Genomic DNA, 17,328 nt, shown 5'->3' with positions numbered 1-17,328 from the left:
TTAATAATTATAAATCCCTGTTGTCTTCACTATTTCAAACACCAAATCAAAGAGAATTATGTTCCTTTATTTAAGTCGTGATCTTTTAGGTTAACATATTATATAAGACACATTTGCCTTATGATCTATAATTTGTTCTTCTATTACAATAAATTAAATGTTTGAAATCTCAGTATTTTTAGTAGTGTCTTCATTTTAAGTGTATTTAAGTAGGTGAGCACACTTAATTAATGAGTCTTAATCTACAGCTCTAAGAATAACTATCATGTAAATACGTATAGACTATTAGTCCTTTATTGTTAGTGGTTTGCGTTTTTAGCTTAAAAAATGTGTTTTACGATTGTAAACACTCTATGGATATAGTTTAAAAAATATAATTAATACTCTAACAACATAACGTGATTAGGATTACTATGTGTTTTTGAAATATTAAAATCAAAAGCACCAGCAATTTTAAAGCCCATTTTATTATAAAACTGAATGGCTTTTTTGTTTTCTACCCATACGACTAGCCACAAACCATTTTGATTATGTTGTTTAGATAGTGCAATATTAAAATCCAACAATTTAACGCCTAATTGTTTACCTTGAAACGCCTCTAGGAGGTAAATTCTGTCTAATTTGGAGATGTTTTGGTTGATAATATTGGTGTTAGGCGTTTCTAGTTGGATTTTAGAAAATCCAGCCAATTGGTTATCGTAGTACAGTAGATGGTATAACGCCTTTTTGTTTTCAAACTCTTTAAAAATAGTGTCTGTATTGTAGGTGTTTAAAATAAAACGATCAATATCTTCTTTTGGCGCACTATTACCATGAGACTCTCTAAAGGTTTGTTGTCCTAATTTTGCAATTGTATCTGAATCTTCAGAAGTTGCCTTTATAATTTTAATCATTGCTCTTAAATTACTAAGCGGAAGTGTGTATTATTTTTTTTGTAAAATTAGGTGTTTATGTATTATGTACGTTAAAATATTAATTTAGAATTAATGTATTAAGGTAAATTATTTTAATATAAATTAATTGAAAGCTGTCTTTACTAGATTTGTATTTTTAATAGAGACTATTGTCCTTTTTTACTGAAAGACCATTAAGTGCATCAAACATGGTTTCTGCATTACACAAAATAGTAGCTAAAAAATACTGTTGGCATTAGGATAATAGACACTATTTTGAAAATGTTCTTGAAGCGATAGTTTATCTAAACACTATTTGCTTGTATTAAATAAAAGCTTAATTATTGACTGCAATATAAATGGAATTCAACTTTTTTTAATCACTGTATTTGGTGATATTTTTTGTTTCAATTATTATTACTTCAAAACCGTACGCAATATTTTCCAAACATCTAGATTATCTTTTTGAGGTATCAAAAAGGTTTCTAGATCTTCTGGATTATTGACTTGTTCAGACTTGTCTATAAAGCCATAACCCAAGTATATACTATTTTTAATTAGCACAAAAGCTTCCTCTTGACTATGTCTTCCTTGTTGTTTTAATACTACGTTTTCTTTATTGTTATTAATGTAATCAATTGCTGAGGTTACACGTAAATTGTAATTTGTTACACTTTCTTCGTTTGCGCAAACACCTTTACAGGTTGTTATTTTGTAATGCGAACATTGTGCAACACCATCTTGTAAATGACAAAATTTAGGGCATAACGAAAACTTAGTACAGAGTAGCTCTAAATATTGTCTACAGTCTGTAATATTAGAAAACATTTCAATTGGATTTGGTGTAGCTTTTAGTGTGTTAAATGCTAAATGCGTGATGCCTTGTCTGTCTTCATAACTAAAAATAGCATACGCTTTTGGAGTGCGTTTGGATACGACGTTGTATTCTGGGTAGTGCTGCTTGATTGCTGCGTCTTCCATTAGTAAAGCAATAATCTCGCTTCCTGATAACTCAAAGTCTATATCAGCAGTGTTGCGACATAAGTCTAAGGACTTTTGTGCTTTACTGTAAAAGTGACTTAAAACACGTTTTTTAATGTCTTTTGCTTTACCAATATATATAATCTGTCCTTTTTTATTTTTAAAATAGTAAATACCTGCTGAATTTGGTAAATTATTAAAAACTGTGGTCGGTAAGTGAGAAGGTAATGTGGCTTCTTTAGACGATTTTTTAAAAAATTCAGCAAAGACCTTTTCGGTTTCTTCTTGATTAAGTAGCATTTCAAATAAAACAACGGTTGCCTCTGCGTCACCTCTTGCTCTGTGTCTGTCTACAATATTAATATTTAGTGACTTGCATAATTTTCCTAGGCTATACGATTTATGACCTGGTAATAGCTTTCGTGATAAGCGGACTGTGCATAGTTTTTTTCTGTTAAATTCAATACCTAAAGCTTTAAATTCATTTCTAATAACATTATAGTCAAAGTTAACATTATGTGCAACAAAAGTAGTGCCTTCAGTTATTGCTAAAATAGCATTTGCTACTTCTGCAAACGTAGGTGCATCTGCAACAGTAGCATTGTCAATACCTGTTAAAGATGTAATAAAATCTGGGATGTAAACCTCTGGATTAACTAAAGAGGTAAACTCGTCAATAACCTGTGTGCCATCATATTTAAAAATTGAAATTTCAGTAATTTTATTTTTAGACCCACTGGTTTCAACATCAATAATTGTATATATCATTTTATAGACTTCTCTAAAGCTTTTAATTCGACACCTAACTCGTTAAACATACCTAGAATACTACTAATTTTTAATTCTTCTTGTGTGTATTCTTGTGTATTAATACTGCATGTAAATTCCCAAATTTCTAATACTTCATTAATTGGTACACTATAGTCATTATAGGTTTTATTGTCTGATATTAGTAATAATGAGTTGTTTAAATCAATATTATTATACACACGTTTATAAACCATACCGTCATTTAAAGTAACTAAAACATAGGTTCTGCCACTTTTAATTTCGCTTCTATCTTCTACAAAACGACCAATAACAAACGAGCCATCCTTCATTGGTAACATCGAGTCTCCTTTTATAGGAAATGCACGATGTTTTCCTGTAGGAAGAAAAGGTAGTTTTATTTTTTGAAGTTGCTCAATATATTCAGGATCGTCATAACCTGCTAAATATCCAGCCGAAGCTTTAACAGGCACGACTTCAATTAAATTTTCATTATCATCATCAACAGTAATTGGAAATAGGACACGTTGATTATTTAACTCTATAAAAGAGAAATCTTTAGCTTTAGTTAAGTCGTTGCGCAGTAAAATATCTATAGGTATTTTAAAGTAATCTGAAAACGCAATTAAAAACTCTAATGTAGGTGCAGATCGGTTCTCTTCGTAAGAGCCAATTCGCGATCTAGTAACATTTAACTCTTCGGCAATTCCCTCTTGAGATAGCTTTTTGAGATTTCTTAAATGTTTTATGTTTTTAGATATATAATTCATAATACTACAAATGTAAGCAATAATTACTTAAATATGTAGCTAATTTTGTAGCATGCAAAATAATATTTTACATCTAGATTTAGACACCTTTTTTGTCTCATGCGAGCGACTAATAGATAGTCGTTTACAAAAAAAACCTTTACTAGTAGGAGGTACAGGAGATAGAGGTGTCGTAGCAGCTTGTAGTTATGAGACTAGAGTGTTTGGTATACATTCTGGTATGTCCATGAAAGTTGCTAGACGCTTATGTCCAGAAGCTACAGTAATTAGAGGAAATGCTTCGATTTACACAAAATTTTCGCATCAAGTTACAGAGATTATAAAAGAGAAAGTACCTGTATTTGAAAAAGCAAGTGTGGACGAGTTTTACGCAGATTTATCAGGAATGGATAAGTTTTATGGCTGTTATAAATACGCGTCAGAGCTTAGACAAAAAATAATTAAAGACTCTGGATTACCCATTTCGTTTGGATTGTCTGCCAATAAAATTGTATCTAAAGTAGCAACTGGTGAAGCCAAACCAAATAACCAATTACAGATAGATTCTGGTTTTGAAAAAGATTTTTTGGCACCATTATCCATTCGTAAAATACCATCTGTAGGAGAAAAAACCTATCAGGTGTTAAGAGGTTTAGGAGTGGATAAAATTAGCGTCATCCAACAAATGCCACTAGAGATGATGATTAGCGCATTGGGCAAAAATGGACGTACTATTTGGAAGCGTGCACATGGTATTGATAATCCGCCTTTAGTCCCTTTTTATGAGCGTAAATCACTGTCTACAGAGCGTACTTTTGGAAAAGATACCATTGACATGGTCAAGCTTAGAACCACCATTTTTGCTATGGCAGAAAATTTAGCATTTCAATTAAGAAAGGGTAATAAACTAGCAGGAACACTAAGTGTAAAAATTAGATATTCAGATTTTAATACCTATTCTAAACAAATTAAAATATCATATTCTAGTGCAGATCATGTTATAATTCCTAAGGTTTTAGAGCTGTTTGAAAAACTATACCAACGTAGATTATTAATCCGATTAGTTGGTGTAAAAATTAGTGATATAGTAACAGGAAGTTATCAAATAGACCTTTTTGATGATACCGAAGAAATGTTAAGTCTTTACAATGCTATGGATACCATAAGAAACAGATATGGTGACTTAAGCATCATGAGAGCGTCTGCAATGGGAGCAAAAACCATTGGTAGATTTGATAACCCTTTTAATGGCGAACCACCAATTTTATTAGCGCATCGTAACCAATAATGTATTTAAACTGTCACACATATTACTCCTTGCGTTTTGGAACTTTTTCTGAAACCGACCTTTTAGATTTAGTACAAGCTAATGCTTTTGATGCTGTAGCGTTGACAGATATTAATAATACATCTGCTTGTTTAAATTTTGTACGACACGCAAAAAAACGCAAAATTAAAGCAATAATAGGTATCGATTTTAGGGTTGGAGCACAGCAAAATTATGTAGGCTTAGCAAAAAATAATGAAGGTTTTAAAGCCTTAAACCAATTTTTGTCTAAGCATTCCGAGCAAAAAATAAAACTACCTGATATTGCACCAACATTTGATAATGCTTTTATAATCTACCCTTTTGAAAAAGTATTGCAGCAAAATAAAAATACTTTTGCTAAAAACGAGTTTGTAGGCGTGTCAATTAATGATGTGCGTAAGCTTAGGTTTTCAAAAATAAAACAACAACAAAGTAAAATTGTTTTATTACAACCAGTAACCGTTAGAGATAAAAAAGATTTTAATGCACACAGATTATTAAGAGCCATAGATAATAATACATTATTAAGTAAACTTGAAAAAACGGAAGAGTGTAACCCATTGGATAAAATGTTGTCTTTGGACGAATTAAATACAGCTTTAGCTGAATTTCCTTTTATAATAGAAAACACAAAAAAACTAATTAAGCAATGCGATATCAATTTTGGCTTTGGTGATGAGAGAGAATCTCAAAATCAAAAACTATACACAGACTCGTTTGAAAATGATTGTTTACTACTAGAAAAATTATGTGATAAAGGTTTGCCAAAACGCTATACTAATCCAACATCAAAAGTGTTTACGCGTTTAAAAACCGAATTGGAGACTATAAAATCCATGCATTTTGTGTCCTTTTTCTTATCAATCACGATATCGTGTCTTATGCTAAAAGTAAAGGTTATTTTCATGTTGGACGTGGTAGTGGTGCCAATAGTATAGTGGCTTATATTATTGGGATTACAGACGTAGATCCAATCGAGTTAGATTTGTATTTTGAACGTTTTATAAACCCATACAGGGCATCTCCACCAGATTTTGATATTGATTTTTCTTGGAAGGATCGTGAGGATGTGACAGATTATATTTTTAGAAGATTTAAGCACACAGCATTATTAGCAACCTACAATACGTTTAAATATAAAGCAGTTGTTAGAGAGTTAGGTAAGGTTTTTGGTTTGCCAAAAGAAGAAATAGATAAGCTTAGCAAGAATAATTATGATGTCTCTGATTTGGATGATATTTCAAAATTGGTTTTAAAATATGGTAAATTAATTGAAGGTTTTCCAAATCATTTAAGCGTGCATTCCGCAGGAATATTAATATTAGATAAGCCTGTGCATTATTATTCTGCGACAGATTTACCTCCAAAAGGGTTTTCTACGGTACAATTTGATATGATTATTGCAGAAGATGTTGGCGTGTTTAAATTTGATATTTTAGGACAACGTGGATTAGCAAAAATTAAAGAAGCACTAGAAATTATTGCAGAAAATAGACCAGAATTACCACCAATAGATATTACAAATGTGGAGGCTTTTAAAAAAGATCCCAAAATTAATAATTTATTAAAATCTGGTGGTGCAATTGGTGCTTATTATGTGGAGTCACCTGCCATGCGTGGCTTGATGCAACAATTACAAACTCAAGATTATTTAGGTTTAGTCGCAGCTAGCTCGATTATTAGACCAGGTGTATCGGGTTCTGGTATGAAAGAAGAGTTTATTAAAAGACACCGTCATCCAGAAAGACGCAAAGAGGCACATCCAATATTATATAGCATTATGCCAGAAACCTATGGTGTAATGGTATATCAAGAGGATGTATTAAAAGTGGCAAATCAGTTTGCAGATTTAACTTTAGGCGAAGCAGATGTGCTTAGGCGAGGGATGAGTGGTAAGTTTAGGTCAAGAAAAGAATTTGAAGCAGTCGAGGAAAAGTTTATTGCTAATTGCAGAAACAAAGGGTATGCTGACAACTTAATTTTTGAAGTTTGGAATCAAATTAAAAGTTTTGCTGGTTACGCTTTCGCGAAAGGACACTCAGCATCTTACGCAGTAGAAAGTTATCAAAGTTTGTATTTAAAATGCTATTTCCCGTTGGAGTTTATGACTGCTGTACTTAATAACGGTGGAGGTTTTTATAGCGCAGAACATTATTTTCATGAAGCAAAGCAACAAGGCGCAACTATTTGTTTGCCTTGTATTAATAAAAGTGATCATCCTAACAGGTTAATTAATACATCTATTTATTTAGGATTTGGATATTTAAAAAACTTAGAAGATTATACTGTTAATAGGATTTTAACTGAAAGACAATTACATGGTCCATTTAAATCTTTAGATGATTTTATCGATAGGATTTTGATCACTATCGAACAATTAACCATTCTAATAAGAATTGATGCATTTAGGTTTACTAATAAATCTAAAGTAAAATTACTGTGGGAAGCTATTTTTAAATTGAACGCTAAAGAAAAAGAGACCATACAATCCAAATTATTTAAAACAGATCATAAGCAATTTACATTGCCCAAATTAGATAATAATTGGATTGAAAATGCTTATGACCAAATGGAGTTACTTGGATTTCCGTTATGTAATTATTTTGATTTAATAAGTGAAACTATGGCTGATGGATTTTTTGCAGATCAAATGAATCAATTTATTGGCAAAAACATGCTTATTTACGGAAATTTAGTGACCACACGTTTTAACAAAACGTCACAAGGCAAACTAATGCGACTTAGCACATTTGTAGACCAAAAAGGAGCCTATTTTGATGCAGTACATTTTACAGATGTTGTTAATCAGTTTCCTGTTAACGGTCTAGGTGTTTATAGATGTTATGGAAAAATAACAGATAGATTTGGTTTTTACAGTATGAGTGTGGTTTGGAGTAAAAAGCTAGCAATACTTAAAGATCCTAGAAGCGTATAGTTAGCGTCGTAAATTTTAGATGTTTAATTTTTAGTACTCAAATCGTATTCACTTTCGTACACAAATGTAATAATCTGTTTAAAATTAAGCATAAAAAAAACGGATTAGAAGACTAAATCGTTGATTTTTAATGTGTAAGTTTTGTAGAGAGAACGAGATTTGAACTTGCAACCTCTGGGTTATGAATTTCGAAAAAAAACACATAAATACCAGTTTAATAGGCTTTTCAAGCTGCAATTGTTAAAATCGTATGCAGTTTAATCTTGTGATTAATAAAATTATTTAATACGAATTTGCGCAATTTTTGCGCAATAGGCAAGAAAAAACTGCGTAATTTTTTTCATGCTTATATTTTTTATCCAATTGAGGATTCCCGTAAAACATAAAAATTCCAATCATTTAAGTTTGTGTCTTCAAGTCGGAATTATACCGAAAAAAGACTATAAACCGAAGTAGGTAAAACCTAATTAAACTTTTTATTAAATGAAAAAATCGCTTTTAATTTTAATTCTTATTATCACAATAATACCAAAGCAATCTTATGCGCAAAATAAAGGAGAAGCAATTGCAGGTATTGCAGGTGGACTTTTAGCTATCGGAGCAGGAGTAGCAGCAGTAGAACAAATGAAGGAAAAAGCTGAGTTAACAGCTACACAATGGATATTAACAAACAGACCTGAATTAACTAGTTTTTCATTAAAAACATTAGATTTTAATGGTAAAAAACTAAAAGATATGTCAGCAGTATCTGTAATAACATTTAAAATACAAGAGTTTACGCCAGAAGATAAGCCAGAATTAAATGGAAAAAAACAAGTGCTTTTTGGTTTTACTAGTAGTGGTTGGATAAGTGAATATGGTATTGATTTTGAAAAAGTAAGTTGGTATTTAATTGATGACTCAGAGTGGCTTAATATGATGGTAGCTTACGTTAAAGTGTCTTCAGGAGAAAGTGACGAGGTTAATTTAGGGGCTACTTTAAAAGAAGGAAAAGTAGTTAACAAAGGAGTAAAAGTTAAAAGTAAGTTGGTTATTCCTTTTTTCAAATTAACAGGTGATATGTATGTTGTTACAGACTATTCTTCAAAAATGAAACTACTATATAACGAACGTTCTTTAGGTATATTTTTGAAAGAAACTAGTGATCTTGTTCAGATTGGAAGAGGAGATATTATTAAAATTCACGATTTCTTTTTTGATGAAGAGTAAGATATCTTAATAACACTGTTTAAAAGCCTTACGGAAAACCGTAAGGTTTTTTCATTTTAACCATTTATGTTTACACTCACTATTAATCCCAAACATATATCAACCATGAAAAAACTATTATTCGCAACTTTACTAATGTTAAGCTTTTTTTATACTAATGCACAATCATGCCAAGACATGATAGATTCGGTTAAAAAAGACAATTACGGAACTACCTATAACAGTCCTACAAGTGAAGCAATCTCAAAGGTTACATTTTACACCAAACAAATTAAATATCAAACGTACTATTTTGCTATAGTGTGCTTTAAAAAGAAGTATTCTTACAGCTGTTCAGAGTATATATATCAAGTAGCTTCAAATACGCAATTCAATTATTCAATGCATTATTTAGAAAGTGCAGGTAGTGCTTTTTGGGATTACATTAAACCGTATAATAAGTATTTAGACTGTGCTCCTAATTAGTATTATAAAGTGAGATTACCTTTTGTTTTGCTTTTAAGTACAAGTGTTTCATTAGATTAATATATTAGAATTTTTGTGACTTAGTTTTTACGATAATTTACATTCTGTGTTTTCAAAAAAGGTTCTATATTTAACATTCATTTACGGCTCATTCAAATAGTATTATATTCTAACGTTTTGAACGAAAAACAAACAAGAAAAGATTTAATAGACAACCAACTTCTCGAAGCTGGCTGGAATATTAATGACCAGTCTCAAGTAGTTATTGAATATAATATAAGTAAAGATCAATCTGTTAAAGAACCAAATTCTAAATACGATACGAGTCAATTTAGCGATTACGTTCTTTTAGGTAAAAACGGAAAAGCTTTAGCTGTTGTAGAAGCAAAAAAATCTTCAATAGATGCTGAAATTGGGAGAGAGCAAGCAAAACAATACTGCTTAAATATTCAAAAGGAATCAGGAGGAGAGTTACCATTTTGTTTTTATACGAATGGTCATGATATATTCTTTTGGGATTTAGGTAATTATCCGCCAAGAAAAGTAATTGGCTTCCCTAAACGAGACGATTTAGATCGCTATTTATACATTCGAAAAAACAGAAACCCATTAGCAACAGAATTAATCAATACAGACATTGCAGGTCGTGATTATCAAATTCAAGCAATTCGTTCTGTAATGGAAGGCATTGAAAGAAAACGCAAAATGTTTTTATTAGTAATGGCAACAGGAACTGGTAAAACAAGAACTTGTATAGCCTTAGTTGATGCTTTAATGCGATCGCATTGGGCAGAACGAGTATTGTTTTTAGTAGATAGAATCGCACTTCGTAATCAAGCATTAGAAGCATTTAAAGAACATTTACCTAATGAACCCACTTGGCCAAAGGTTGGAGAAAAGAACATAGCAACAGATAGGCGTATTTACGTTTCAACATATCCAACGATGTTAAACATTGTTAGAGATGAATTAAACACATTATCGCCTCATTTTTTTGATTTAATAGTGGTGGATGAAAGTCATCGTTCGATTTACAACACTTATGGTGAAGTTCTAGATTACTTCAATACAATAACATTAGGATTAACAGCAACACCAACAGATGTAATAGACCATAATACCTTCAAGTTATTTGAGTGTGAAGATGGCTTACCAACGTTTGCTTATTCTTATGAAGAAGCCGTAAATAATATTCCACCTTATTTGAGCAATTTTCAGGTCATGAAAATTCAAACGAAGTTTCAAGAGGAAGGTATTAGTAAAAGAACAATTAGTTTAGAAGACCAAAAACGATTGATTCTACAAGGTAAAGAAGTTGCTGAAATCAATTTTGAAGGTACAGAACTTGAAAAAGCAGTTATAAATAAGGGTACAAACGTTACAATTGTTAAGGAGTTTATGGAGGAATCTATAAAAGATCCAGATGGTGTACTTCCTGGCAAAACTATTTTCTTTTGTTCAACAAAAGCACATGCAAGACGTATAGAAGAAATATTTGACGCGCTATATCCTGAATATGCAGGAGAGTTAGCTAAAGTAATGGTGTCAGATGATTCTAGAGTCTATGGTAAAGGTGGATTACTACACCAATTTACGAATAACAATATGCCTAGAATTGCTATTAGTGTAGATATGCTAGATACGGGAATTGATGTTAGAGAATTAGTCAATTTAGTATTCGCAAAACCTGTATATTCTTATACTAAGTTTTGGCAAATGATAGGTCGTGGTACAAGATTATTAGAACCAACCAAAATAAAACCTTGGTGTCCAGAAAAAGATAATTTTTTAATATTAGACAGTTGGGATAATTTTGAATATTTCAAATTAAACCCAAAAGGGAAAGAGTTAAAAGCACAAATACCATTACCTGTTCGTTTCTTTGGATTACGATTAGATAAAATTGAACTCGCCTTAGAACTAGACGAGAGAGAAATTGCAGTAAAAGAAATAAATAAACTTAGAGAGCAGATTTCAGAATTACCAAAAAAATCTGTGGTCATTCAAGATGCTAAGTCAGATATTGCCTTAGTGGAATCTGTAGAATTTTGGCAAAATCTAAACATAAAAAATATAGAATTTTTAAGACATAACATAAAACCATTATTCAGAACTGTTTCACAAGTCAACTTTAAAGCCATGCGCTTTGAAAAAGACGTCTTAGAAGTTTCAATTGCGCATTTGGCAGAAGAAACAGATCAGTTTGATACACTTAAAGAAAACATCATCAATATTGTAGGCGAACTACCTTTAACCATTAATAGTGTAGCTAAACACAAAACCTATATTAATCAAGTCGTAACCAATCATTTTTGGAGTACGGTTAGAGATTCTGGTTTCGATGTTTTGGCTGAAACTATTGCACCATTAATTCATTTTAGAGAACCAACAACATTACCTTTGGGAGCAACTAGACTAAATTTAGAAGATGTTTTAAAAACCAAAGAAATTGTAGAGTTTGGTCCAGAGAACGAAGCGGTAAGTATCTCTAAATATAGAGAAATGGTAGAAGCTAAAGTAAAAGAACTCACAGAACGTAATACCATTTTACAAAAACTAAAAGAAGGCAAAACCATTTCAGAAGAGGAAGCCAATGCATTAGCCGAAGAATTACACAACGAAGATCCGCACATAACCGAAGCTTTATTACGCAAAGTATACAATCATCAAAAAGCAAAATTCATTCAGTTTATAAAACACATTCTAGGTATAGAGGTTTTAGAACGGTTTGATGATCAGGTTAGTAAAGCTGTACAGCAATTTATTACAGAACACACCTATTTAACCACAAGACAAATAGAATTTTTAAACTTGCTGAAAAATTATATTATAGAACATGGTTCTATTGAAAAACGCGATTTAATACAAGCGCCTTTTACAATTATACACGCAAAAGGAATACGTGGCGTATTTTCGCCAAACGAAATAAAAGACATTCTAACATTAACAGAAAAATTTGTAGCCTAATATGAGCTTAATTAATAGCAATCCACAAATTGCATCAAAAATAAATGACCTTTGGAATAAATTCTGGTCTGGTGGTATTTCAAATCCACTAACAGCCATAGAGCAAATCACCTATTTGCTGTTTATGAAAAAGTATGATGAAAATGATTTAGAAGAATTATCTAAAGCAGAATTCACAGGAGATCCTTATACCTCAAAATTTGATGGTACATTTTTCGCGACAAAACAAGACGAAGAAAACAATCAAAACGGAATAGACAAACAAGAATTACGTTGGAGTAATTTTAAACGTTTACCTGCAGACGACATGTTGCAACACGTGCAACGTTATGTGTTTCCATTTATTAAAACTTTAGATACTGATGAGTCACCATTTGTTAAACACATGGCAAATGCGGTGTTTATTATTCCTAAGCCATCGTTATTATTAGAAGCTGTAAAAAGCATTGATGATATTTTTGACCTAATGGAGCAAGATGCTACCCAAAACGGTCAAGATTTTCAAGACATTCAAGGTGACGTTTACGAAATGTTATTAAGCGAAATTGCTTCTGCAGGTAAAAACGGACAGTTTAGAACGCCAAGACATATTATAAAGTTATTGGCAGAATTGGTGAACCCAAAACTAGGACAACGCATTGCAGATCCTGCTTGTGGTACAGGTGGTTTTTTATTAGGTGCTTACCAATACATGGTAACACAATTAGATAAAGAAAAAGAGAAACAACAACCAGATGAAGATGGTTTTATACGCAGTAGCCGAAGCGCATTATTAACTGAAGATGTTAAAGAAATTTTAGGCAGTAGCTTACAAGGTTATGATATAGACCAAACGATGGTGCGTTTAGGTTTAATGAACCTGATGATGCATGGTATAGAAAGCCCACAAATAGATTATAAAGATACCTTAAGTAAAAGCTACTTTGAAACTAGCGAGTACGATGTGGTATTGGCAAACCCACCATTTACAGGAAGTGTAGATAAAGGAGATATACACGAAGAATTAAGTCTTAAAACTACCAAAACAGAACTATTGTTTATAGAGCGTATTTACAACATGCTAAAAATGGGAGGAACTGCTGGTATTGTAATACCACAAGGTGTTTTGTTTGGTTCTGGTAAAGCTTTTGTAGACGCTAGAAAGTTAATGATTGAAAAATCTGAGTTAAAAGCAGTAGTGACCATACCAAGTGGTGCGTTTAAACCGTATGCAGGTGTAAGTACGGCTATTTTAATATTTACCAAAGGAGGTGAAACTGAAAACGTTTGGTTTTACGATATGGAAAGTGATGGTTATACCTTAGATGATAAACGTGCTAAACTAAAAGATAAAGAGGGCAATAACGATTATGGCGATTTACAAGACATAATTACTAACTACAATACTAGAAACTCTGAAAAAGAAAACGACCGTAAAGCGAAACACTTTTTTGTACCTAAAAAAGAGATTAAAGCAGAAGGTTACGATTTAAGTTTTTCTCGTTATAAAGAAGAAGTCTTTGAGGAAATTGAATACGAAAAATCCGAAGTTATTTTAGCCAAATTATTAGGTGGAAAAGATGAAGATGGTAAAAAAATTAAAGGATTAGAATTAGAGATTTCTGAAGGATTAAATGAATTAAAGGAGTTGTTTTAAATGAAATTTATCGAATTACATAAAGTAGCTGATATAAGTGCAGGTCAGAGTGCTCCGAAAAATAAATCCGATTTTAAAAAAGAAGGAGTACCATTTATTAGAGCTGGAAGTTTAGAAAATTTATTATTAGGAAAGAATGAAAATGAGTTAGAATTAGTTGATGAGGAAACTATTAAAAAATATAGATTAAAGGTTTATCCTAAAAACACAATTGTATTTGCGAAAAGTGGTATGTCTGCTACTAAAAATAGAATTTATCAATTAAAAAATGATTGTTGTATAGTAAGTCATCTAGCTATAGTTGCGCCTAAAGATTTAATTAACTCAGATTTTTTAGTTTATGCTTTGCGCATAAGACCAGCTTCAATTTTAATAAATGACTTAGCATATCCTTCGTTAAGTAAAAAACAAATTGATAAACATAAAATACCTTATGAAGAATCTATTGACAGCCAAAAACGCATAGCACAAGTTTTATCTAATTGCGAAAGTTTAATACAAAAACGTAAAGAAAGCATAGCGTTATTAGATGAGTTGTTGAAGTCTACTTTTTTGGAAATGTTTGGGGATCCCATAAGTAATGAGAAAGGTTGGGATTTTAAAACTATTAAAGAACATATAGGTGAAGTTTCTACAGGAAATACACCACCTAGAAAAGATAAAGATAATTTTGGTGATTTTATCGAATGGATAAAGACAAATAATATTGATAGAAATGAAAAATATATTTCTACCTCACGTGAATATCTATCAAAGAAAGGAAAAGGATTAGGAAGAATTGTTCAAAGTAATAGTTTATTAGTTACTTGTATTGCTGGTAGTATTAAATCCATTGGAAACATTGGAATAACAAATCGTGAAGTAGCTTTTAATCAACAAATAAATGCAATTACACCAAATAATGATGTAGATATCGAATTTCTTTATTGGATGTTTTTTATTTCAAAAAACTACTTAGAATCAAAAGCTAATAAAGGGATGAAAAAAATGATTTCAAAATCAGATTTTGAAAAAATAAAATTCCCTAAACCAGATTTTGATTTACAGTTAAAATTTTCGGAGATATCAAAAAAAGTAGAAACCATAAAACAAAACTACCAAACTCATTTACAAGAATTAGAAAACTTATATGGTAGTATTAGCCAAAAAGCTTTTAAAGGTGAGTTGGATTTGAGTAAGGTATTGTTACAAGAAACCAAATATTTATCTACTTATTCAGATAAAACAAAAGATGACTTTATAGATTTTGCCAAAAAAAAGGTGATGAAATAGAAATTAAAAAAGTATCAATAAAAGACCTACTACAGAGCATAACTAATCCTAAAAAAAGCGTGATATCACCAATATGACGATATTAGATTATTATGGAGTGCCTAAAGATTTACAAAATACTAGAGAAAATGCTGAATTTGAAATAGCTGATTGGGATATATATGCTCAATTCTTGCTTAAAGATTCATTTAAAGACAAAAAATTCACCTTAGAGGATATACGAAATCAATTTCAGAGTTTTTTCATTAGTTCTCTAAATATAGATTTTGATAACGAAGCTTGGAAAAAAATAATTTTCAAGTTTCTGGATGCTCAACCACCTTTAATTAAACGTTTTTTTGACGAAACGGATAACACTATAAAACTAAAACTAACAGATGAAGCTTTTAAGGCTTAAACTAAATAGCTCGTTTAGAAGCCTACAAGCTGGCTTTGAAATTGATTTTATCAACTCATCAAACAGTGAAAAGTTGTGGGATTTTATGCCCTATTGCCTTGTAGGAAGAAATGGTTCTGGTAAATCTAATGTTTTAGAAGTATTAGCAGAAATATTTTACCACATAGAATGTATATACTTAGATTTTAAACCTGAAGGGTTTGAAGGAAAAGGAAAATTCAATGAAGAAAACACAAAAGGTTTTTTTGCAGAAAAATCATATCCTGAGGCGTTTGAGTTAGAGTATTTTTATTACATAAAAGGAGATTATTCTAGAATAGATTATAGTTCTGATTTTAACATTGGTTACGATGCTCATATAAAAATTATCAAGGAAGAAAATAAATCGCCAGAAGTTCACTGGCTCAACAGAGAAGAATGTGTTGGAAATTCAAATACTCTACTTGAAAGAAAAGATGTCAAAAATTTTTTACCCGATTTCATAATTGCTTATTCTTCAGGAGAAAATCAGACTGTAAACCTTCCCTTTTTTAAAATGCGTTTTATTCAATACGATGAATACTTGTATCGCTTAATTAAGGATCTAGATTATTCAAAACCTGAAAACAGGTTTCTCTATTTAGATGAGTATTATAATCAGGCAGTTTTATTATCAATATACTTATTAAGAGAAAAAGAGACATTAAAGCCATTTAAAGATGAAATAGGTTTAGAAGATATTAAATCATTTAGATTAGTTATAAAACAAAATAGATTTGAAAAGGCTCATAATGATGTAATAAGAACTCTTTCCAAAGATGATAAAAATAATAAACATAAAACACAACGAGAGTTAACTTCAATAATAAACGCTTCAATAGAAAAGTTAAAATCATGTAGTACTACTTCTTATTTTAATGAAGAATCTAAGGAATGGTTTTTAGACTTTTCTGTTGATGATGAATGTAGAAAAGCATTTAAATATCATTTTAGAAACGACGCTTTCGAATTGTTCACAACCTTTCAAGTATTACTTAATTTAAATAATTATAAGACACCAAATAATGTTAAGAAGAAAGTTTATAATTCTAAGAATATTTATATAAATCAAGACGTAATTCCTTTGCCATACGATGAAGAACGTATCTTTAGGTTTAAAGATGTTGTATTAAAGATGAAAAATATAGATGAAATTATCTATACCAAATCATTATCAGATGGCGAATATCAATTTATACATTCAATAGGCTTGTGTATGTTATTTAGAGATACTAATTCTTTATTCCTTTTAGATGAACCAGAAACACATTTTAACCCAGACTGGAGATCTAATTTTATTTCAACTCTAAAAGATTGTTTACATCAAGATTATTCTAAAGGTTTGGATAATAGAAGAGACTTATTAATAACATCACATTCTCCTTTTATTATTTCAGATTGTCAGCCTGAAAACGTTATTGTTTTTGATAAAGAAAAAAATAAAGTTGTACACAAAACAGCAAAAGAAAAGGGAATAAGAACATTTGGCACATCCGTAAACATAATAACTGAGGAAATATTTGGTAAAACAGCGTCTATTTCAAAACTATCATTAGACGTTATAGAAGAAATAAAAAAGATGCCATTAACTACCCTTGATGAAATTAAAAAAGCAAAAGAAGAAGCGAGGGTATTAGGTGAATCAGTTGAAAAAGTGCTTTTATTTAGAGAGTTAATATTAAAAGAAAATAAAATAATTAAGGAGAATGATTAAATCTTATAAATATTT

11 protein-coding genes and 1 pseudogene are annotated in these 17,328 nt (G+C 30.8%); 9 read left to right on the top strand and 3 right to left on the bottom strand.

The window, feature by feature from the left end:
• Window positions 1–377: 377 nt before the first annotated feature.
• From AC0L3M_RS06410 to AC0L3M_RS06400, 3 genes are all read right to left on the bottom strand, one after another.
• Complete coding sequence (locus AC0L3M_RS06410; RefSeq protein WP_473432255.1) at window positions 378–893, bottom strand: GNAT family N-acetyltransferase; 516 nt, start codon at window positions 891–893, stop codon at window positions 378–380.
• 417 nt (window positions 894–1,310) lie between these two features.
• Complete coding sequence (locus AC0L3M_RS06405) at window positions 1,311–2,642, bottom strand: exonuclease domain-containing protein (protein WP_473432254.1); 1,332 nt, start codon at window positions 2,640–2,642, stop codon at window positions 1,311–1,313.
• Window positions 2,639–3,412, bottom strand: coding sequence for an XRE family transcriptional regulator (locus AC0L3M_RS06400; protein ID WP_339808844.1), 774 nt, complete (start codon window positions 3,410–3,412; stop codon window positions 2,639–2,641). The genes AC0L3M_RS06405 and AC0L3M_RS06400 overlap by 4 nt, the downstream gene beginning before the upstream one ends.
• 52 nt (window positions 3,413–3,464) lie before the next feature.
• On the opposite strand from AC0L3M_RS06400, the gene AC0L3M_RS06395 reads away from it, so the two are divergent.
• From AC0L3M_RS06395 to AC0L3M_RS06355, 9 genes and pseudogenes are all read left to right on the top strand, one after another.
• Window positions 3,465–4,679: a DNA polymerase Y family protein gene (locus AC0L3M_RS06395; RefSeq protein WP_145002074.1), complete on the top strand. Its 1,215-nt coding sequence runs from the start codon at window positions 3,465–3,467 to the stop codon at window positions 4,677–4,679.
• Window positions 4,679–7,635: pseudogene (locus tag AC0L3M_RS06390) on the top strand (DNA polymerase III subunit alpha). Before AC0L3M_RS06395 ends, AC0L3M_RS06390 begins: the two are co-directional and overlap by 1 nt.
• Window positions 7,636–8,118: 483 nt before the next feature.
• A complete protein-coding gene (locus AC0L3M_RS06385; protein ID WP_473432253.1) occupies window positions 8,119–8,844 on the top strand; it encodes a hypothetical protein in 726 nt (241 codons plus the stop codon).
• A 105-nt stretch (window positions 8,845–8,949) separates the two neighbouring features.
• On the top strand, window positions 8,950–9,309 hold the full coding sequence (locus tag AC0L3M_RS06380) for a hypothetical protein (protein WP_473432252.1): 360 nt from the start codon (window positions 8,950–8,952) through the stop codon (window positions 9,307–9,309).
• A gap of 177 nt (window positions 9,310–9,486) precedes the next feature.
• On the top strand, window positions 9,487–12,276 hold the full coding sequence (locus AC0L3M_RS06375; RefSeq protein ID WP_473432251.1) for a type I restriction endonuclease subunit R: 2,790 nt from the start codon (window positions 9,487–9,489) through the stop codon (window positions 12,274–12,276).
• A 1-nt stretch (window position 12,277) separates the two neighbouring features.
• Complete coding sequence (locus tag AC0L3M_RS06370) at window positions 12,278–13,912, top strand: class I SAM-dependent DNA methyltransferase (protein WP_473432250.1); 1,635 nt, start codon at window positions 12,278–12,280, stop codon at window positions 13,910–13,912.
• Window positions 13,913–15,184: a restriction endonuclease subunit S gene (locus tag AC0L3M_RS06365; RefSeq protein WP_473432249.1), complete on the top strand. Its 1,272-nt coding sequence runs from the start codon at window positions 13,913–13,915 to the stop codon at window positions 15,182–15,184.
• A 73-nt stretch (window positions 15,185–15,257) separates the two neighbouring features.
• Window positions 15,258–15,581, top strand: a complete 324-nt coding sequence (locus AC0L3M_RS06360) for a hypothetical protein (RefSeq protein ID WP_473432248.1) — start codon at window positions 15,258–15,260, stop codon at window positions 15,579–15,581.
• Complete coding sequence (locus AC0L3M_RS06355) at window positions 15,562–17,313, top strand: restriction system-associated AAA family ATPase (RefSeq protein ID WP_473432247.1); 1,752 nt, start codon at window positions 15,562–15,564, stop codon at window positions 17,311–17,313. The genes AC0L3M_RS06360 and AC0L3M_RS06355 overlap by 20 nt, the downstream gene beginning before the upstream one ends.
• Window positions 17,314–17,328: the final 15 nt, after the last annotated feature.

This window comes from Olleya sp. KJ81-1 (genome assembly GCF_055808135.1).
The sequence above is the reverse complement of the archived record's forward strand: the minus strand, read 5'-3'. Positions and strand labels throughout refer to the sequence as shown.